The sequence below is a fragment of the Streptomyces sp. NPDC006552 genome (assembly GCF_040611655.1).
Lineage (GTDB): Bacteria > Actinomycetota > Actinomycetes > Streptomycetales > Streptomycetaceae > Streptomyces.
Window position 1 is genome coordinate 182,102 of the sequence record NZ_JBEXOS010000004.1, and the last position, 19,924, is coordinate 202,025.

The 19,924-nt window shown below is 69.1% G+C and carries 18 protein-coding genes and 2 tRNA genes; 15 read left to right on the top strand and 5 right to left on the bottom strand.

Features of this window, described 5'->3' with window-relative positions; translation table 11 throughout:
• Positions 1-14: 14 nt before the first annotated feature.
• From gyrB to ABZY33_RS04390, 4 genes are all read left to right on the top strand, one after another.
• Entirely contained in the window at positions 15-2,087 is a 2,073-nt protein-coding gene (gene gyrB, locus ABZY33_RS04375; RefSeq protein WP_356489930.1) for a DNA topoisomerase (ATP-hydrolyzing) subunit B, read from the top strand.
• A 42-nt stretch (positions 2,088-2,129) separates the two neighbouring features.
• The gene (gene gyrA, locus ABZY33_RS04380) at positions 2,130-4,742 is read left to right on the top strand and encodes a DNA gyrase subunit A (protein WP_356489931.1); all 2,613 of its coding nucleotides are present in this window, start codon (positions 2,130-2,132) and stop codon (positions 4,740-4,742) included.
• Between the two features lie 18 nt (positions 4,743-4,760).
• Entirely contained in the window at positions 4,761-5,429 is a 669-nt protein-coding gene (locus tag ABZY33_RS04385) for a DUF3566 domain-containing protein (RefSeq protein WP_356489932.1), read from the top strand.
• A gap of 123 nt (positions 5,430-5,552) precedes the next feature.
• Positions 5,553-5,626 (top strand) — tRNA-Ile (locus ABZY33_RS04390).
• Between the two features lie 724 nt (positions 5,627-6,350).
• Here the strand turns inward: ABZY33_RS04390 and ABZY33_RS04395 are convergent.
• Entirely contained in the window at positions 6,351-6,677 is a 327-nt protein-coding gene (locus ABZY33_RS04395; protein WP_356489933.1) for a DUF6344 domain-containing protein, read from the bottom strand.
• 325 nt (positions 6,678-7,002) lie between these two features.
• On the opposite strand from ABZY33_RS04395, the gene ABZY33_RS04400 reads away from it, so the two are divergent.
• Positions 7,003-7,131 (top strand): DLW-39 family protein, encoded by a 129-nt coding sequence (locus ABZY33_RS04400; protein WP_003999697.1) that lies wholly within the window; start codon positions 7,003-7,005, stop codon positions 7,129-7,131.
• Between the two features lie 367 nt (positions 7,132-7,498).
• Positions 7,499-8,842, top strand: coding sequence for a hypothetical protein (locus ABZY33_RS04405; protein WP_356489934.1), 1,344 nt, complete (start codon positions 7,499-7,501; stop codon positions 8,840-8,842).
• A 111-nt stretch (positions 8,843-8,953) separates the two neighbouring features.
• On the opposite strand, the gene ABZY33_RS04410 is transcribed toward ABZY33_RS04405, so the two are convergent.
• Together ABZY33_RS04410 and ABZY33_RS04415 are read right to left on the bottom strand one after the other, a co-directional pair.
• A complete protein-coding gene (locus ABZY33_RS04410) occupies positions 8,954-11,116 on the bottom strand; it encodes a protein kinase (protein WP_356489957.1) in 2,163 nt (720 codons plus the stop codon).
• 135 nt (positions 11,117-11,251) lie between these two features.
• Positions 11,252-11,800, bottom strand: a complete 549-nt coding sequence (locus tag ABZY33_RS04415) for a DNA-binding protein (RefSeq protein ID WP_356489935.1) — start codon at positions 11,798-11,800, stop codon at positions 11,252-11,254.
• A 180-nt stretch (positions 11,801-11,980) separates the two neighbouring features.
• Here ABZY33_RS04415 and ABZY33_RS04420 point away from each other — a divergent pair.
• Positions 11,981-12,053, top strand: a tRNA-Ala gene (locus ABZY33_RS04420).
• Positions 12,054-12,207: 154 nt separating this feature from the next.
• On the opposite strand, the gene ABZY33_RS04425 is transcribed toward ABZY33_RS04420, so the two are convergent.
• Positions 12,208-12,906 (bottom strand): DUF5324 family protein, encoded by a 699-nt coding sequence (locus ABZY33_RS04425; protein WP_356489936.1) that lies wholly within the window; start codon positions 12,904-12,906, stop codon positions 12,208-12,210.
• A 263-nt stretch (positions 12,907-13,169) separates the two neighbouring features.
• On the opposite strand from ABZY33_RS04425, the gene ABZY33_RS04430 reads away from it, so the two are divergent.
• Positions 13,170-13,697, top strand: a complete 528-nt coding sequence (locus tag ABZY33_RS04430; RefSeq protein ID WP_356489937.1) for a peptidylprolyl isomerase — start codon at positions 13,170-13,172, stop codon at positions 13,695-13,697.
• Positions 13,698-13,824: 127 nt separating this feature from the next.
• Complete coding sequence (locus tag ABZY33_RS04435) at positions 13,825-14,724, top strand: rhomboid family intramembrane serine protease (RefSeq protein ID WP_356489938.1); 900 nt, start codon at positions 13,825-13,827, stop codon at positions 14,722-14,724.
• A gap of 281 nt (positions 14,725-15,005) precedes the next feature.
• On the opposite strand, the gene crgA is transcribed toward ABZY33_RS04435, so the two are convergent.
• The gene (gene crgA / locus ABZY33_RS04440; protein WP_356489939.1) at positions 15,006-15,263 is read right to left on the bottom strand and encodes a cell division protein CrgA; all 258 of its coding nucleotides are present in this window, start codon (positions 15,261-15,263) and stop codon (positions 15,006-15,008) included.
• A 153-nt stretch (positions 15,264-15,416) separates the two neighbouring features.
• Between crgA and ABZY33_RS04445 the strand changes: the two genes are divergently transcribed.
• From ABZY33_RS04445 to ABZY33_RS04470, 6 genes are all read left to right on the top strand, one after another.
• A complete protein-coding gene (locus ABZY33_RS04445; RefSeq protein ID WP_356489940.1) occupies positions 15,417-16,184 on the top strand; it encodes a DUF881 domain-containing protein in 768 nt (255 codons plus the stop codon).
• A gap of 75 nt (positions 16,185-16,259) precedes the next feature.
• Positions 16,260-16,946 (top strand): class E sortase, encoded by a 687-nt coding sequence (locus ABZY33_RS04450; RefSeq protein WP_356489958.1) that lies wholly within the window; start codon positions 16,260-16,262, stop codon positions 16,944-16,946.
• Positions 16,947-17,016: 70 nt separating this feature from the next.
• Complete coding sequence (locus ABZY33_RS04455) at positions 17,017-17,178, top strand: hypothetical protein (RefSeq protein WP_324774593.1); 162 nt, start codon at positions 17,017-17,019, stop codon at positions 17,176-17,178.
• On the top strand, positions 17,175-17,840 hold the full coding sequence (locus ABZY33_RS04460; RefSeq protein ID WP_356489941.1) for an aminodeoxychorismate/anthranilate synthase component II: 666 nt from the start codon (positions 17,175-17,177) through the stop codon (positions 17,838-17,840). The genes ABZY33_RS04455 and ABZY33_RS04460 overlap by 4 nt, the downstream gene beginning before the upstream one ends.
• Positions 17,837-19,030 (top strand): class E sortase, encoded by a 1,194-nt coding sequence (locus tag ABZY33_RS04465; RefSeq protein WP_356489942.1) that lies wholly within the window; start codon positions 17,837-17,839, stop codon positions 19,028-19,030. The genes ABZY33_RS04460 and ABZY33_RS04465 overlap by 4 nt, the downstream gene beginning before the upstream one ends.
• A 49-nt stretch (positions 19,031-19,079) precedes the next feature.
• Entirely contained in the window at positions 19,080-19,814 is a 735-nt protein-coding gene (locus ABZY33_RS04470) for a class E sortase (RefSeq protein WP_356489943.1), read from the top strand.
• Positions 19,815-19,924: the final 110 nt, after the last annotated feature.

Here is a 19,924-nt window from a genome sequence, read left to right on the forward strand (position 1 = left end):
CGGGAGCTTGGCTTGTGCTGTGCCAGAAAGGGCGCTTCGTGGCCGATTCCGGCAACCCCAACGAGAACATTCCGTCCACCGACGCAGGCGCGCACGCGCACGTAGGGGCCACAGAAGCCTCCTACGACGCCAGTGCGATCACCGTCCTCGAAGGGCTGGACGCGGTCCGCAAGCGACCCGGCATGTACATCGGCTCGACCGGTGAGCGTGGCCTGCACCACATGGTGCAGGAGGTTGTGGACAACTCCGTCGACGAGGCCCTGGCCGGCCACGCGGACACGATCGACGTCACGATCCTCCCCGACGGTGGCGTGCGCGTCATCGACAACGGTCGCGGCATCCCGGTGGGCATCATCCCGTCCGAGGGCAAGCCGGCCGTCGAGGTCGTGCTGACCGTCCTGCACGCGGGCGGCAAGTTCGGCGGCGGCGGCTACGCCGTCTCCGGCGGTCTGCACGGCGTGGGCGTCTCCGTGGTGAACGCGCTGTCCACCAAGGTCTCTGTGGACATCAGGACCGAGGGCCACCGCTGGACGCAGGAGTACAAGGCGGGCGTGCCGACCGCGCCGCTCGCCAAGCACGAGGCCACGCAGGAGACCGGCACCACGGTCACCTTCTGGGCCGACGGCGACATCTTCGAGACCACTGAGTACTCCTTCGAGACGCTGTCGCGGCGCTTCCAGGAGATGGCCTTCCTCAACAAGGGCCTGACGATCAAGCTCACGGACGAGCGCGACTCGGCCAAGGCCGTCGTGGGCGCCGACACCGCCGACGCCCCTGAGGAGGGCGAAGCGCGTTCGGTGACGTACCACTACGAAGGCGGCATCGTCGACTTCGTGAAGTACCTCAACTCCCGTAAGGGCGAGGTCGTCCATCCCACCGTGATCGACATCGAGGCCGAGGACAAGGAGAGGCTGCTCTCCGTCGAGGTCGCGATGCAGTGGAACACGAGTTACAGCGAGGGCGTCTACTCCTTCGCGAACACCATCCACACGCACGAGGGCGGTACCCACGAGGAAGGCTTCCGTGCCGCGCTGACCGGTCTCATCAACCGGTACGCGCGCGACAAGAAGCTGCTGCGCGAGAAGGACGACAACCTCACGGGTGACGACATCCGCGAGGGCCTGACGGCCATCCTCTCGGTCAAGCTGGGCGAGCCGCAGTTCGAGGGCCAGACCAAGACCAAGCTGGGCAACACCGAGGCGAAGACCTTCGTCCAGAAGGTCGTGCACGAGCATCTGACGGACTGGCTGGACCGGAACCCGGTCGAGGCTGCGGACATCATCCGCAAGTCCATCCAGGCGGCCACCGCGCGCGTGGCGGCCCGTAAGGCGCGTGACCTGACCCGCCGCAAGGGCCTGCTGGAGTCCGCGTCCCTGCCGGGCAAGCTCTCCGACTGCCAGTCGAACGACCCCACCAAGTGCGAGATCTTCATCGTCGAGGGTGACTCCGCCGGCGGTTCGGCCAAGTCCGGCCGGAACCCGCAGTACCAGGCGATCCTCCCGATCCGCGGCAAGATCCTGAACGTCGAGAAGGCGCGGATCGACAAGATCCTGCAGAACCAGGAGATCCAGGCGCTGATCTCCGCCTTCGGCACCGGCGTGCACGAGGACTTCGACATCGAGAAGCTCCGCTATCACAAGATCATCCTGATGGCGGACGCCGACGTCGACGGTCAGCACATCAACACCCTGCTGCTGACCTTCCTCTTCCGCTTCATGCGGCCGCTGGTCGAGGCGGGCCACGTGTTCCTCTCCCGGCCGCCCCTCTACAAGATCAAGTGGGGTCGTGAGGACTTCGAGTACGCCTACTCCGACCGCGAGCGCGACGCCCTCATCGAGATGGGCCGCCAGGCCGGCAAGCGCATCCGGGACGACTCGGTGCAGCGCTTCAAGGGTCTGGGCGAGATGAACGCCGAGGAACTGCGCATCACCACGATGGACCAGGAGCACCGCGTCCTCGGCCAGGTCACCCTGGACGACGCCGCCCAGGCCGACGACCTGTTCTCCGTCCTCATGGGCGAGGACGTCGAGGCACGCCGCTCGTTCATCCAGCGCAACGCCAAGGACGTCCGCTTCCTCGACATCTGAGTCGGTCTCAGCTGACCGCCGCAGAAAGGATCTTCACCAGCAATGGCCGACGAGAACACCCCGAGCGTCCCTGAAGAGGGCACCGACATCGCGATGCGGATCGAGCCCGTCGGGCTCGAGACGGAGATGCAGCGCTCCTACCTCGACTACGCGATGTCCGTCATCGTCTCCCGCGCGCTGCCGGACGTACGCGACGGACTCAAGCCCGTCCACCGCCGCGTCCTGTACGCCATGTACGACGGCGGCTACCGGCCCGAGAAGGGCTTCTACAAGTGCGCCCGCGTCGTCGGCGACGTCATGGGCAACTACCACCCCCACGGCGACTCCTCGATCTACGACGCCCTGGTCCGCCTCGCGCAGCCGTGGTCGATGCGGATGCCGCTGGTGGACTCCAACGGCAACTTCGGCTCCCCGGGCAACGACCCGGCGGCCGCCATGCGGTACACCGAGTGCAAGATGGCGCCGCTGTCCATGGAGATGGTCCGCGACATCGACGAGGACACCGTCGACTTCACGGACAACTACGACGGCCGCTCCCAGGAGCCGACCGTCCTGCCGGCCCGCTTCCCGAACCTGCTGATCAACGGCTCGGCGGGCATCGCGGTCGGCATGGCGACCAATATTCCGCCGCACAACCTGCGTGAGGTCGCCGCCGGCGCCCAGTGGTGCCTGGAGAACCCGGAGGCCTCGCACGAGGAGCTCCTGGAAGCGCTCATCGAGCGCATCAAGGGCCCCGACTTCCCGACCGGCGCCCTGGTAGTGGGCCGTAAGGGCATCGAGGAGGCGTACCGCACCGGCCGCGGCTCCATCACGATGCGCGCGGTCGTCGAGGTCGAGGAGATCCAGAACCGCCAGTGCCTGGTGGTCACCGAGCTGCCCTACCAGGTCAACCCGGACAACCTCGCCCAGAAGATCGCCGACCTCGTGAAGGACGGCAGGGTCGGCGGCATCGCGGACGTCCGCGACGAGACCAGCTCCCGTACCGGACAGCGGCTGGTCATCGTCCTGAAGCGGGACGCCGTCGCCAAGGTCGTGCTGAACAACCTCTACAAGCACACCGACCTCCAGACGAACTTCGGCGCCAACATGCTGGCCCTGGTCGACGGGGTGCCGCGCACGCTCTCCCTCGACGCGTTCATCCGCCACTGGGTGAGCCACCAGGTCGAGGTCATCGTCCGGCGCACCAAGTTCCGGCTGCGCAAGGCCGAGGAGCGTGCGCACATCCTGCGCGGCCTCCTGAAGGCCCTGGACGCCATCGACGAGGTCATCGCCCTCATCCGGCGCAGCGACACCGTGGAGATCGCGCGAGCGGGCCTCATGGGCCTTCTGGAGATCGACGAGATCCAGGCCAACGCCATCCTCGAGATGCAGCTGCGCCGGCTCGCCGCCCTGGAGCGCCAGAAGATCGTCGCCGAGCACGACGAACTCCAGCAGAAGATCAACGAGTACAACGCGATCCTGGCCTCGCCCGAGCGGCAGCGCCAGATCATCAGCGAGGAGCTGCAGCAGATCGTCGACAAGTTCGGCGAGGACCGGCGCTCCAAGCTGGTGCCCTTCGACGGGGACATGTCCATCGAGGACCTGATCGCCGAAGAGGACATCGTCGTCACCATCACGCGCGGTGGCTATGTGAAGCGCACCAAGACGGTCGACTACCGCTCGCAGAAACGCGGCGGCAAGGGCGTGCGCGGCACGAAGCTCAAGGAAGACGACATCGTCGACCACTTCTTCGTGTCGACGACCCACCACTGGCTGCTCTTCTTCACCAACAAGGGCCGCGTGTACCGCGCGAAGGCGTACGAGCTTCCGGACGCCAGTCGTGACGCCCGCGGGCAGCACGTGGCGAACCTGCTCGCGTTCCAGCCCGACGAGTCGATCGCCGAGATCCTCGCGATCCGTGACTACGATGCGGCGCCTTACCTGGTCCTCGCCACAAAGGCGGGTCTGGTCAAGAAGACCTCCCTGAAGGACTACGATTCGCCGCGGTCCGGTGGCGTCATCGCCATCAACCTCCGTGAGGCGGCGGACGGTTCGGACGACGAGCTGATCGGCGCCGAACTGGTCTCGGCCGAGGACGATCTGCTGCTCATCAGCAAGAAGGCGCAGTCGATCCGGTTCACCGCCACGGACGACGCGTTGCGTCCGATGGGCCGTGCCACCTCGGGTGTGAAGGGCATGAGTTTCCGCGAGAGCGACGAACTGCTCTCGATGAATGTCGTCCGCCCAGGTACGTTCGTCTTCACCGCCACCGACGGTGGGTACGCGAAGCGGACCGCCGTCGACGAATACCGCGTCCAGGGTCGCGGCGGCCTCGGTATCAAGGCAGCCAAGATCGTGGAGGACCGTGGTTCGCTCGTCGGCGCCCTGGTGGTCGAGGAGACCGACGAGATCCTCGCCATCACGCTGTCGGGCGGTGTGATTCGTACGCGAGTCAACGAGATCAGGGAGACCGGCCGTGACACCATGGGCGTTCAACTGATCAACCTGGGCAAGCGCGATGCCGTCGTCGGCATCGCTCGGAACGCCGAGGCCGGTCGGGAGGCCGAGGAGGTCGAGGGTGACGCCGCGGACGCGGACGACACCGCGACCGACGCAGCGGCCCAGGCCGAGACGGCCGTCGGAACGGACGAGGGCGAGCAGTCCCCGGCCGAGTAGCGCGAGGAGAGAGTCATCGTGAGCGGAGCCACGGGCGCCGGCTCTACCGGAACATCCACCGGTACGGAAACCGAGGGCGGCCGTGGCTCCGCTCATGACTCGAAGGACTCGCACGAGTCTCATGGATCCCAGGGGGGAACTGTGACGGACACCCGAGGTCCGCAGGCCCAGCCGTACATGGACGGTGGCGGCGCGCTGCCCGGCGAGCGGCAGCAGCCGCAGCAGGCGGCCCAGCCGTACCACCCACCGCAGGCGTACCAGAGCGCTCCGGCCGGCGCGGTGCGCAGGCCCCGTACGGGGGCGCGCACGACGCCGCGCACCCGTAAGGCCCGGTTGCGGGTGGCCAAGGCCGACCCGTGGTCGGTGATGAAGGTCAGCTTCCTGCTGTCCATCGCGCTCGGCATCTGCACGATCATCGCGGCCGCCGTGCTGTGGATGGTCATGGACGCCATGGGCGTCTTCTCCACGGTCGGCGGCACGCTCTCCGAGGCCACGGGCTCGAACGAGTCCAACGGCTTCGACCTGCAGTCGTTCCTCTCGCTGCCGCGCGTGCTGATGTTCACGACGGTCATCGCGGTCATCGACGTCGTCCTGGCGACGGCCCTCGCGACGCTCGGCGCGTTCATCTACAACCTCTCCGCCGGCTTCGTCGGCGGTGTCGAGCTCACGCTCGCCGAGGACGAGTGAGCGGGCTCTCCAAGCTCGCAAGAGCCGCTGGTGGGCGGGCCAGGACTATCGATTTTGGGACTGGCCCCCTGGTGCGCTAATCTTCAGAGGTCAGCGCGCGGGACACACACCGCAGAGCGCGGCGGGGCTATAGCTCAGTTGGTTAGAGCGCATCCCTGATAAGGATGAGGCCACAGGTTCAAATCCTGTTAGCCCCACATACGGAAAGACCCTCAGTCGGATTGACTGGGGGTCTTTTTCTGTGCCGCCACCCTGCATGGGGTGTGTTCCCCGGACAGGGACGGGCACGCCAAAAGGGCCCGCGCAGCCGGTGCTGGCTGGGGCCTCGTGTCTGGCGTTGTGCGCGTGCTGTCGGCGCGGTAGGCAGGTGCGGTCGGGGGCGCGGCCGGGAGGCACTTGGGGCCATCCGCTTGCCTGTGCGGCCTGTGCGGCCTGTGCGGCCTGTGCGGCCTGCGTGTCCTGCATGCCCTGCATGCCCTGGAGGGCTCGCATCGTCTCGTGCTGGTGTTCCTGCGTGGCTTTGTGGCTGCGTCTTTTGTGCTGGTGACTTCATGTGGCTTCTCTACTACGTAGGCGGCTCAGAGAGATGCCGTCCTACTTGTACGTGGGGTACGTCGTACTGCTGCTGCCGCTGGTGCGGGTTGCAGTGGATGCGGGTCACTTGTGACGCCGTCTACTGCTGGTCGCTCCGGGGCATGGGCGTTGCTCTGCTGAGTGACTAGCGACTGCTGATTGCTGACTGCTGGGTACTGCCAACTGCCGGCACTGCTGTGGTTGCACTGCTTCTTGTTGCGCGGCTGTGCTTGCTGCGCTTACGTGCGCTGCTGGTCTTGCTGAGGTGTCTGTTCGGGCTCGTCATGCCCTGGTGTCCTGCCGCGTGAGCTGGACGTTGGTCTGGCCGGTGTTCCGACCCGACTGCTGCTACGCGGTCAGCGCTTCCGCCTGCAGTTCCGCTGCGTCCTCGGACTGTTCCGTGTCGGCCGGCGGACGGTGGCGGCAGCTGGGGGACGAACCGTGGGCCTCGGCGCGGATCCGCTGCTTCATCGTCGGTGGCAGGGACCGCTTGAAGGTCCAGGAGGGGCGGGCGGACGTGGCGGCGGGGGCGCTCACCGCCGCGCTGCGTGCCTCCTCCGTCTGCTGTACGGGAGCGGCCGCGGCGGCCGGGGTGACGAATCCGAGCGCCGAGAAGAGCGCGATGAAGGCAGAGATGACGACTGTCCACAGCGTCATGACCCGGTTCTTGGTCATGATCCCTCACTTTCGGGTTGGGCGATTTGCGTACTTTCCTCATGATGTGTACGCAGCGCCGAGAGTGAAGGACCGACGCCCGTGGCGCGTCGATCTTCAGATCAACACCACTCGGATGGGTGCAAAGCATGAAAAGAGCCTCTTTACAGGAGGTTCTTCGCATTCCCGGGTGAAGTCGGTGGGCCTTCGTGGAGTGTGATCATCCGGCACTACTGCTCTGTGACGGCCGGGAGTTGAGGTCGATCCAGGTCACCGATCGGTATCGGTCGGTGTGTATAGTCGGGCGCCAGAAGTCCTCTATGCCAAGGAAAGACGAGGTCGCGCGGTGAAGAAGCTTCTCCTGGTCGCACTGGCCGCCATCGGCGGGCTCCTCGTGTACCGCCAGATCCAGGCGGATCGCGCCGAGCAGGATCTGTGGACGGAGGCGACTGACTCCGTGCCCACGGGTTCGTGAGCTGTCACAACAGTCTCTTCGCAAGCCCCGGTCGCATAGGCGGCCGGGGCTTTGTGCTGTCCGGGCCCGGTTCTCTCGCCTTGCGGGTGGCGTGAAGGGGCGGTATTCACGGTTGCGACGGCACTGCATGGTCAGCGCATGAGTGGCGGGATTCCGGCGCACAGCCGACAGTACGCGCCCTGGAACGGCAGGATGGCCCTTCATGGGGAGACTCATGAGGCGGCTGGTGGAGGAACGGCGCGGTCGGAGGGTGACGGCGGTCGCCGTCGGCGCGGGATTGAGCGCGGTATTCGCGGTGCCCGGAACGGCCACGGCAGCGGCGTCCGGTGCGGCTGACCCGTATGTCTACGCCAAGGGTGCCGAAAAGGTGGTGGGGGCACAGAACAGCACTGATGCGCCGCGGCTCAGGACCGGCGAGACGTATCGGAGCTCGCTCGGCGCGGGGACGAGCGGTGCCGCGTACTACAGCGTCGAGCTGGACGGAGCCGCGAACGCCTATGTGTCGGCGGTCGCCGTGCCACCGCTCGGGCGCGAGGTGAAGGCGGCCTACTCGGACGGCATGACCGTGACGCTTCAGGATCGCAACGGCAACCGCTGCGATTCCGAACGCGCCACGTTCCGTTCCGGTGCCTACCCGCGGCCCGTCGCCGCCGCGGCCGAGCGACTCGTACGGCCGGGCATGCTGCGGTGCCAGAGCGCGGGCACCTACTACGTAGTGGTGGAGCGGAAGACCGACACCGCGTCCACACGGGAGGCGTGGGGGCTCGAACTGAAGGTGGCCACCGAACCGGGACTGGTCGCCGCGGCGCCCACCCAGGGACCGGAGGCCTGGCCGTCGGCGTCGGTGCCGCCCCCGACAGGGAAGAGCGCGCGGCGCACGGGAGGCACCGGGTTCAACGACGCGGTGGCAATGCCGGCCGGAGTCTGGAAGGACGACATCCTCCCCGGTGAGAGCCACTTCTACCGGGTGCCGGTGGACTGGGGGCAGCAGCTCTTTCTCGACGCCGAGTTGGGGAGCTCGGCGGGCGACGGGTCGCGCAGGGGGGTCGTGACGGGGGCGCTCGCCATGGAGCTGTACAACCCGGCCCGGGCGGCCGTCGCGGCGCAGGAGGCGTCGTACGCGGGCGCCCCGACGTCTGCCGCGTTCGATCCCTTGCCGCCCGTGGCGTACGAGAACCGTTATCTGATGCGGGACAGCCAGGCGGCGATGCGGGTGGCCGGTTGGTACTACCTCAAGGTCACTCTCAACCCGGCGATGGCACAGAAGTTCGGGGACAAGGAGTCCGGGCTGACGCTGCGGGTCACCGTCGACGGCGAGGAGCGGCAGCGGCCGGACTATGTACGGGACCCGGGGGAGTTCCAGGTCACGGCCGAGGACCGGGCGGCCGCGGAGAGGGGCGAGGGCGGGGCCGTCTGGGATCGCACGGGTGCGGGTGTGGGTGCGGATCGTGGTGAGGGTGGGGGAGCGAGTCAGGGCGGTTCGGCTGGGGGTGCGGATGGCGGAGGGGGTAACTCCGGGTCCGGGGGCGGTTCTGCGGGCTCGTCCTCGTCCTCTTCATCCTCCGCTGCCTCGGCTACGTCGTCGGTGGATGGCCGGATGATGCTGCTGGGGGTCGCTGGGATCGGGACGGGGACGGTGTTGGTGCTGTGGCTGGGGGTGTGGCGGGTGGTGGCGGTGCGGCGGGTTCGGGGGCCGGTCGGTGAGCGATGACGCTGCGGGGCTTGTCGGCTGATCTGCCGTCGGCCCGCTGATTTGGGGGTTTCCTGTCGGGCCGGGGTGTGCCCCCTGAATCGGGCCAGTCGTCGACTCGGCGCCGTCGGCTCAGGCCTGCGTCAGAGCCCAGACGCCGAGGGCGAAGCAGAGCACGGCGATGAACAGGACCGGGACCGTCACCTTCGGGGGCGGTCCCGGTCGGTGTGTGTGGGTGCGAACGCGGGTGCGGGTGCGCCGTGTGGGAATTTCTTGGGCCGGACGCGGAACCTCACCGGCGCGAGCGGTGTACAGAGAGTGACGGTCATGCTCGGGCGAAGCCTGCGGGGCCGCCACGGTGGTCATCGCGTGCGCAGGATGAGGGGACGGAGAGAGGTCATGGGAGACAGGGATGTATGGGGCAGCGGGCCGAGGTTTGTGCAGCGGGTCCGGCATGGGTTCTTGCAGTGCATCGACAGGGCCCTGCGCGGCCGGTGGTTGGTGCCGCGGTCGCTCAGGCAGCGAGCCCGCGGTGGAGGGCTGGCCCGATGGCATCGGTGGTACCGGAGGCGGCGGGGGAAGCCGGTCCTCGGTTGGGGGCTGCGCCGGGGCCGGGGCTGGGAATGGGGTTGGCGCCGGGTCCTGCGCTGGGGGCGGGAGATGGAAGCTGCCCGTCTCCGACATCGAGGTCAGGGGCGGGATGGATGGCGTCTCCGCCGGTGGCTTGGCGCCCGTCGTCGGCCCTGGGAGCCCGTAGCTGGTGTTGGGGTCGGATATCCCGGGTTGCTGGAAGCCGGCCCCGGGGCCGGTCGTCCCGGGATGCCGGGAACCGGTGCGGGAGTTGGACGTCCCCGGATGCTGGGGTCCAGCGCCAGTCCCGGAGCGGAACGCCTCGGGGTGCCCGGCACCGGCACCGAAGTCGGCCACTCCTGGGCGCCCGGAACCAGCCCCGGAACCAGTCCCGGCGCCGACGCGGGAGCCGGAGTCGGCGCCGGGCAACCCTGGATCAGTCGTCGAGGCAGCCGCAGGCACGGGCGGAGGCGGAGGCTCAGTCGAGGATGCGGCCACCGACTCGAATGCGCCTGGGGACGTGGACGTGGACGGGGACGGGGACGCGGAGCCGGGGGCCCAGAGGCCAGGACCGGATTCCGACCCCTCCCCCGATCCCACCCCGGCTTCACCCCCCGGTTCGGCCCCTACTCCACTCCCCGCCCCAACGCTCGCCCCAAACTCCGCGTCACCCTCCACCCGCAGCTCTGGCTCCACCCGCTGCTCTGGCCCCACCCGCTGCCCTGGCTCCACCCATCGCTCTGGCTCCACCCACCGCTCTGCCCCCTCGGCCCCATAGCCAAGAGGAGCGGGCCGGGTAGGTGTGCTCCCCGTGCCATGCAGCGGACGCGCCCGGCGGCCCCGTACGGCCGGACCGCTCGGGCCGAATCCCGGGGGCAGCGGGCCGAGTTGATCGAAGACCTCGATCAGTTCGTCGTCGGGGCCGGGCTCCGGAAGGAGTTCGGAGGCGGCGAGAAGGGCCTTGCGTGCGCCCGTGGCGGTACGGAAGCGCGCTTCGGGATCAGGTTGCAGCAGGCCGGCCAGGACGCTCCACAGCGGGCCGGGGACGCCCGCCGGGGCACTGGGTGTGCCGTGGTCCGCGAAGTGTTCGATCAGGGCGCGGGCGTCCGGCTTGGCGCCTTCGAGGAGGTAGAGGGCGACCAGGCCCGCGGCGAAGAGGTCGGCGGGGAAGTCGGGCTCGGCGCCGCTCGCCTGCTCGGGGGCGAAGTAACCGGGGGTGCCCACCACATAGTTGGTCTCCGTGAGGCGGGGCTCGCCCTTGCGCATCGCGATGCCGAAGTCGGAGAGGCGCAGATGAGGCAGGCCGGTGCCGGTGGCCGCGAGCAGGATGTTGGCGGGCTTGATGTCGCGGTGCACCACCCCTTCGGCGTGCACGGCCGACAGCCCGGAGAGGAGCTGGTCGAGCAGGACGCAGACGAACGGCGGTGGGAGCGGTCCGTAGTCGCCGATCAGGTGGGCCAGCGAGCCACCGGCGACCAGGTCCATGGTGAACAGGACTTTGTCGTCGTCCGCGGCCCAGCTCGCCGGGGCGAGGACATGGGGATGGTCGATGCGCAGTGCCTGTTCGCGCACGAAGCGCAGGAGTGTGTGGGCGTCGCTCTGCTGGAGGACCTTGGCCGCGACATAGCGGCGGCGCCGGTGATCCCAGGCCCGCCATACCGCGCCGACTCCCCCGCGACCGATCGGGTCGGCCAGTTCGTACCGGCCGGCGAAGACCTCACCCATGCTCGTGCGACGCTCCCCTCCCGGGCCCGCGCTGCCGACGGCCCGTACGGACATCAGCCGAGGATGTCCGCTCCGCCCCGCGACCGCCCACGGTGGCGGCCCCGGAGCCGGAACCAGTGCTGTGTCCGCCCGGAGTCAGCTCTGGTGCGCCTGGTAGTGGGCGACGGCGTCGGAGGTGCGGCCGGCGCCGTAGACCCGGAGGAACTCTGCCAGTTCCGGGTGGGTGGAGGCGAGGGAGTCCGCGGCGTCGATGATGTCGCCGGCCGCGGAGACGGAGCGCAGCAGGGACTGGATCTCCCGCACCACGCGCTTCACGGTCGGGGCGCCCGAACCGGAGGCGGTCTGGCCGGTGTTGGTGAGTACGGAGCCGCCCTGCGACTTCCGGATCTCGTCCATGCGCTCGGTGGCCTCGGCCGCGCTGACACTGCCGTCGGCGACCTGACCTGCGAGGTCCTGCAGAAGCTGGACGCGCTGCACCACGGCGGGGTTGCCGATCTTGGCGCGCTGGCCGCTCATCAGCTGGGAGAGCATGGGAGCGGAGAGTCCGAGGACGCCGGCCAGGCGGGCCTGGTTGAGTCCGAGATCCTCGATCAGCCGACGGAAGAGCGCCCCCAGCGGCTCTCCGTACCAGCTGCGCTGGAGCTCCCGGGCTCTTGCGGTAGCTTCCTGCTGTGCGGCGTCCATTGCGTCTCCCCATCGCTTCCCCAATACGGTGCTTCGCTGCCGCGAAGCACGTGGGGCATCTTACGGAGAGTGGTCGCCCGCCGGGACCCCCAATCCTTTTGCGAGATCCGGGGGGAGACCCGGTACTCTGGTCCGCGTGCTCGCCCGAGGGGCCTTCCTTCGGTGGGGTGCACCGTTTTCGGGGCCTTAGCTCAGTTGGTAGAGCGCTGTCTTTGCATGGCAGATGTCAGGGGTTCGACTCCCCTAGGCTCCACAGCCCGAAGCCCCTCCGGCCAGGTACTACCTGGTGGGAGGGGCTTCGTCGTACTCGGTGCTGACGGGACGCGCTGCCGGTGCCGGCGGGACGCGGACCCGCTACCGGGGCGGGACGCGCGTACCGATGGATGGGCCGCACCAGGCCGCACCGGTCAGTGGGTGTCTTCCTGGTCGGACTCGGCCTCGGCCTGCTTGGCCTGGACCTCCGGGTCGAGGATGTCCTGGCCGGTGCCGTCGACGGAGGTGAGCGGGGCGCCGTCCGGGACCTCGGTGGCGGCCGGCGGTTCGACCAGCCAGTCCGGGTTGGCCTGCTTGTCCCACCACTTCCAGGCGACGAACGCGCCACCGGCCACGAGGCTCAGGACGGCCACGCCCTTGGCGAGGCGACCCGCGCGGGCCCGGCGCTCGTGCTTGCGGACGAGCTTCTGGATCTCCTTGGGGGAGACCTGCCCGCGCAGTGCGGCGAGCGCGGCGACGCTGCGGGCGGTCGCCTCCTCGCGCACCGGCTGGGCGGAGGCCACGGCCTGTTCGAGGCGCGGCTTCGAGTACTCGGCGGCCTGCCGGGCGGCCTGGCGGGTGCGGACGGCTGCCTCGTGGGCGGCCTGGTCGACCTTCGGCGGGACATGCGTGCGCGCCTGCTCGAGACGCGGGGCCAGGTGGGCGCCGTACTGGGCGCGCGCCTGCTGGGCGGCCTGCGAGACCTTGGGGCCGAGCACGACGCGCGCTTCGTGCGCGTACTGCGTCGCACGGTCCTTGGCCGTCTCTGCGTAGGGCGCCACCACGTCCGCGGCGTGCAGCACGCTGTCCTTCGCCGAGCCGGTCGCGGCGCGCACGCTGTCAATGCGGGTCACGGGATCCTCCTCCTCGGTGGCGTACAGGGTTTTCACCTTTCCACCCTTTTACGGATCATGCCTGCCAGAACTGTCAATGCGGTGGAAAGGCTTGCCAGGACTTAATAAGAGCAACAAAGGGCCTGGCGACGACAGTGCCACGGATGGTGGCGGGCCGCGCCTCTTCCGTAACGAGTAGACCGGTTCCGCCCAGCTGAAACCTCCGGGGCCCGACCGGGCCGTGGGAGGATCGGCAGGGCACCGAAGACGACGGAAGGCAGACCGTGGCCGAGCAGCTGTACGCCACCCTCAAGACCAACCTGGGCGACATCGAGGTCAGGCTCCTGCCGAACCACGCGCCCAAGACGGTCAAGAACTTCGTGGAACTCGCCAAGGGCGAGCGGGAATGGACCGACCCGGAGACCGGTGAGAAGACGAATGCGCCGCTCTACGACGGCACGGTCTTCCACCGCGTGATCGCCGGCTTCATGATCCAGGCCGGCGATCCGCTGGGCAACGGCACGGGCGGGCCGGGGTACCAGTTCGCGGACGAGTTCCACCCCGATCTGGCCTTCACCAAGCCGTATCTGCTGGCCATGGCGAACGCCGGTCCGGGGACGAACGGGTCGCAGTTCTTCATCACCGTCTCGTCGACGAACTGGCTGACCCGCAAGCACACCATCTTCGGTGAGGTGGTCGACCCGGCCGGGCAGAAGGTGGTCGACGCCATCGCCACCACGCCGACGAACCCACGGACCGACCGTCCCGTCACGGACGTGGTCATCGAATCCGTCGTGGTGGAGACCCGCTGACGCGATCCGGCGGCCGTCGAGGGAACCAATTCGCCCCGCCCGTCCGTAAGGATGAGCGGGGCGCCGCGTTGTCCGAGGGCGGCGACGCCCGCGCACGAGCACCGCACCATCCGAGGGGACGACCGTCATGGATCAGGCGCCCGGCAGCCCGCAGGAACCGCAGGACGCTCAGGAGCTGCCTGGCTGCTACCGGCATCCGGACCGGCAGACCGGCATCCGCTGCGTCCGGTGCGAGCGGCCCATCTGTCCCGCGTGCATGGTCAGCGCCTCGGTCGGATTCCAGTGCCCGGACTGTGTCCGCGGGGGTTCCGGCACCGGGCACGCGCCCGGTGCCAACCAGCCGCGGACCGTGGCCGGCGGCACGGTCACCGCGGACCCGCGCCTGATCACGAAGGTCCTGATCGGGCTCTGCCTGGCCGCGTTCGTGGTGCAGCAGACGGCCGGGGACATGTTCGCCTTCCGGTTCGAGATGCTCGGCCACGCCTTCGTGCCCGGGATGAGCGAACCGCAGGGCGTCGCCGAGGGGCAGTGGTACCGGCTGCTGACCGCGATGTTCCTGCACGGCGGCTTCTTCCACCTCGGGTTCAACATGCTGAGCCTGTGGTGGATCGGCGGGCCGCTGGAAGCCGCGCTCGGCCGCGCCCGTTACCTTGCCCTTTATGTCGTCTCCGGGCTCGCGGGCAGCGCGCTGACCTATCTGCTCGCCGACCCCGCCGAGCAGTCGCTCGGCGCCTCCGGAGCGATCTTCGGGCTCATCGGTGCGACGGGCATCCTGATGCGGCGGCTCAACTTCGACCTGCGCCCGCTCGTCGCCATGCTCGTGATCAACCTGATCTTCACCTTCACCCCGTCCTTCAACATCGCCTGGCAGGCCCACATCGGCGGCCTCGTCGGCGGTCTCGTCGTCGGGTACGCGATGGTGCACGCGCCCCGGGAGCGCCGCGCCCTCGTGCAGTTCGGGGCCTGTGCGGTGGTCCTCGTCGCCGTGCTGGTCACCGTCGTGGTACGGACGGGTCAGCTCACTTGAGCCAGGTCGGCCACCGATGGTGACCGGCGTTGTCCACAGCGAGTGCCGGTTCCTGTGCATGCGGTGGAGAACAACTGTGCCCCTCGTCCCTGAGCTGGGTTTTCCCAGGAAGGACAAGGGGCGAACAGATGACCGAGCGTGTCCTCGCCGGTCACACCGGCGTCAACACCCAGAGGGTTATCCACAGATCGTCTGACCTTTTCCCCATGTGGAAAACCTGTGGATAACTCAGTGGATAGCTCGGGGCAGAGCTGGTGGGAAGCGGTGGTCCCGGGTACGGGCTACTTCCACTGGGTGGAGACGCCGAAGCCCGCGGCGATGAAGCCGAAGCCCACGACGATGTTCCAGTTGCCGAGGGCGTCGATCGGCAGCGAACCGTCGGTCACGTAGAAGACCACGATCCAGGCGAGCCCGATGAGGAACATGGCGAGCATCACCGGGGCCACCCAGCCACGGTTGGTCAGCTTGATATTGGCTGCCTGCTTCGACGCCGGCGGCGGCGTGTAGTCGGCCTTCTTGCGGATACGTGACTTCGGCACGAGGGTTTCTCCTGTCGATGCGCTGCGTGGCCGCGCAGGGGACGTGGGCTGGCTCCGGGGCAGCGTACAAGCGGAAGCTTTGACGAATCCGAACACTCCCCCGGGCGTCCGTTAGCGTAGTGCTTCCGCGGCGTCGAAGGAGATACGGGTACGTTGAGCAATTCTGCCGAACCCGACAACAGGCCCCCGCGCGGGCGCCTGCGGCCCGTGCGCCTGCTCACCGTGGGCGTCTTCGCCCTCGCCGGGCTCATCTTCTTCACCAGTTTCAATACGGCCAAGGGCACCAATATCCGTACGGATACGTCCTTGTTGAAGCTCTCCGACCTCATCTTGGAGCGCAGCCACAAGAACAAGGAGCTGGAAGAGGGCAACAGCGGGGTGCGGAAGGACGTCGAGGCGCTGGCCGAGCGGGACGACGGTTCGACCAGGGCCGAGGACGAGAAGCTGGACGGCCTGGAGAAGGCCTCGGGGACGAAGAAGCTCAAGGGGCAGGCCGTCTCCGTCACGCTCGACGACGCCCCGCCGAACGCCACCGCCAAGCTCCCCGGCTACCCCGAGCCCCAGCCCAACGACCTGGTCATCCACCAGCAGGACCTCCAGGCCGTGGTCAACGCCCTGTGGCACGGCGGCGCCAAGGGGGTCAAGGTGATGGACCAGCGCCTCATCTCCACCTCCGCCGTGCGCTGCGTGGGCAACACCCTGATCCTCCAGGGCCGCGTCTACTCGCCCCCGTACAAGATCACCGCGGTCGGTGACCCGGAGAAGCTGAAGCAGGCCGTCGCGGCCTCCCCCGAGATCCAGAACTACATGCTCTACGTCAACGCGTACGGGCTCGGCTGGAAAGTGGAGGACGACGGGGCGGTGACTCTTCCCGCGTACTCGGGCACAGTGGATCTCCACTACGCGGCGCCGGTGCAGTAACACCCTTTCCACCACGCGAAGCCGGTGCGGCAACACCCGGGACGGGGGAGGCCGTCGGTGTCGGTGCGGGTCTCGGTGCGGGCCGTCGTCCGGACGGCGAGCGAGCTGTGCATCACCGTGGGCGCCGTGATCGTGCTGTTCGTCGTCTATGTGCTGTTCTGGACCGGTGTGCAGGCCGACAGCGCGATGAACCGGCAGATCGACGACCTCCAGGACCAGTGGGCCAAGCGTCCGGTCGCCACAGCGCCTCCTCCCTCGGCCCCGTCCTCGCCGCCGCGGCCGGCCGCGTACAAGGACGGCGAGCCGTTCGCCGTGATGTACATCCCGCGGCTTGGTTTCACGTGGAACAAGCCCGTCCTTGAGGACACGAAGGGCGGGACCTTGAAGAAGGGGCTCGGCCACTACTCCGGCACGGCGCGGCTGGGACAGCAAGGCAACTTCGCGGTGGCCGGGCACCGGCGCACGTACGGGGACCCGTTCAAGGACTTCCCCCGGCTGCGGCCGGGGGACGCCGTGGTGCTGACCGACGGGACCACCTGGTTCACGTACCGGATCGACAAGGGGCCGCACACGACGCTGCCCGGCGATGTGGCGGTGGTCGACCCCGTGCCGCGCGCCTCCGGGTACACGCGGCCGGGCCGCTATCTGACCCTGACCACCTGCGAGCCGGAGTGGGGGCACAGCCACCGGCTGATCGTCTGGGCGCATTTGGATGCCACTCAGCCCGTGGAGGCCGGGAAACCGGAGGCCCTGCGCCGTTAGTCTGGTGGCGTACGGCGACGGCTGAGCCGTGCGGCGAGGGCGTTGGAACTGTCAAAGGGGAGCGACCGGCATGTACGGCTGGATCTGGCGGCATCTGCCGGGGAACGCGTGGCTGAGGGCGGCGATCTCGATCGTGCTGGCCCTGGCCGTGGTCTACGTCCTCTTCCAGTACGTCTTCCCGTGGGCCGAGCCGTTGCTGCCCTTCAACGATGTGACGGTGGACGGCCAGTGAGCACGCGTGAGACCGGAGAGACCCGCAGGACCCGCATTCTCGTCGTCGACAACTACGACAGCTTCGTCTTCAACCTCGTCCAGTACCTGTACCAGCTGGGCGCCGAGTGCGAGGTGCTGCGCAACGACGAGGTGAGCCCGGCGCACGCCCAGGACGGCTTCGACGGTGTGCTCCTCAGCCCGGGCCCCGGCGCCCCCGAGCAGGCCGGTGTCTGCATCGAGATGGTGCGGCACTGCGCGGCGAGCGGCGTCCCCGTCTTCGGTGTCTGCCTCGGCATGCAGTCGATGCAGGTCGCGTACGGCGGTGTGGTGGGCCGGGCGCCGGAGCTGCTGCACGGCAAGACGTCGCTGGTGCGGCACGCGGGCGGCGGCGTCTTCGCGGGGCTGCCCGACCCGTTCACCGCGACCCGCTACCACTCGCTGGCGGCCGAGCCGGACACCGTGCCGGACGCGCTGGAGGTGACCGCGCGGACCGAGGACGGCATCGTGATGGGGCTGCGCCACCGCGAACTGCCCGTCGAAGGCGTCCAGTTCCACCCGGAGTCCGTCCTTACCGAGTACGGGCACCTGATGCTGGCGAACTGGCTCGCCGCGTGCGGGGACAAGGAGGCGGTGGGCCGCTCGGCCGGGCTCGCACCGGTCGTGGGCAGGGCCTCGGCGTGACCGCGCTGCGCCCTGAGCAGGACGGCGCCGGTGGGTTCGAGGACGCCGTCAGGGGCCTCGACGACCCGCTGAACGATCCGCTGCCGGGGCAGCATCCGTCGCCGTGGTTCCGGGCGGAGGAGGCGCAGCAGGAGGCGGCAGGGGGGCCGGAGCGCGGCGAGCCGGAACCGGAGTGGTACGACCCCGAGGGGTACGCGCAGGACTGGTACGGCGGGGCCCCGGCCGGGCGGCAGGCGCCCGTGCGGGACGATCAGACCGTGGCGCTGCGGACCGCCGACACGCGGCGAATAGTGGAGCCCGAGCCGACGGCGGAACCCGGCGGCGACCCGGAGCGCGAGACCGAACCGGAGTCCGGGGCGCCCGTCCCTGCCGAAGGCCGCGCCGCGCGCCGCAGGGCCGCCAAGAAGGGCGGGGGCGGCAGACGGCGGGCGTCAGGCGCGCCACCGTCCGCTGCCGCGGAGGACGGTGGGAAGCCGCTCACGCGGGTCGAGGCGCGACGGGCCGCGCGGGCCGCCAAACCCACCGCCGGGGTCCTCGTGAGCCGTGCGATCGGCGAGGTCTTCATCAGCATCGGGGTGCTGATGCTGCTGTTCGTCACGTACCAGCTGTGGTGGTCCAACATCCGGGCCCACAACCTCGCCGGCAACGCCCGGCACCACCTCGAGGACGACTGGGCCAGCGGCAAGGGGAAGCCGGACTCATTCGAGCCCGGGCAGGGCTTCGCGATCCTCTCCATTCCGAAGCTGGACGTCGTCGTGCCGATCGCGGAAGGGATCAGCAAGACGAAGGTCCTCGACAAGGGCATGGTCGGGCACTACGACAAGGACAGCATTCCGACCGCGATGCCCGACGCGAAGACGGGGAACTTCGCGCTGGCGGGGCACCGCAACACCCATGGCGAGCCGTTCCGCTACATCAACCGCCTGCGGCCCGGCGACCCGATCGTGGTCGAGACGCAGGACACGTACTACGTGTACAAGATGGCGAGCATCCTGCCGCAGACGCCTCCCTCGAACACGGCGGTGATCAATCCGGTCCCGGTCGGTTCCGGCTTCACCACGCCGGGCCGCTACATCACGCTGACGACCTGTACGCCGGAGTTCACCAGTACGTACCGGATGATCGTCTGGGGCAAGATGGTCGAGGAGCGGCCGCGCAGCGAGGGCAAGCCGGACGCGCTCGTCGGGTGAGCGGGCGGCGGCAACGGGCACATCGGGCACAGGGACGGGGCAACAGGCAGTGGCAGCGACGACCGACCACGAGGAAGAGGCCGACACGAAGGCCGCCTCGCCCCCGCCCCGCCGCGGGCGCATCGCGACCGCCGTCAGTGTCTTCGGTGAACTGCTCATCACGGGCGGCCTGTTGCTCGGCCTGTTCGTCGTCTACTCGCTGTGGTGGACGAACGTGGTGGCCGACCGGGCCGCGCACAAGCAGGGGGACAAGGTCCGCGACCACTGGTCCCGGCAGACCGGCCCGGGCGCCCTGGACACCAAGGACGGCATCGGCTTCCTGCACGTGCCGTCGATGAGCAAGGGCGAGGTGCTGGTCGAGAAGGGCACGTCGTCCAAGGTCCTCAACGACGGCGTCGCCGGGTACTACACGGACCCGGTCAAGGCCACGCTGCCGACCAGCGGCAAGGAGGGGAACTTCTCGCTGGCCGCGCACCGTGACGGGCACGGCGCCAAGTTCCACAACATCGACAAGATCGAGAAGGGCGACGCGATCGTCTACGAGTCCCGGGACGCGTGGTACGTCTACAAGGTCTACGACATCCTCCCGGAGACGACGAAGTACAACGTGGACGTGCTGGGGCGCATCCCCAAGGAGTCCGGCGTGAAGAAGGCCGGCCACTACATCACGCTGACGACGTGCACGCCGGTCTACACCTCGCGGTACCGGTACGTGGTCTGGGGCGAGCTGGAGCGGGTGGAGAAGGTGGACGGCGAGCGGACGCCGCCGAAGGAACTGCGGTAACCGACGCCAGGACGCCGTCCACGGCCCCGGCGGATACGACGGAGCCCCGATCCCTTGCGGGGGACGGGGGTGCGGGGGATACGGCGGGGGCGGGGCGGTGAGCCGGGGGT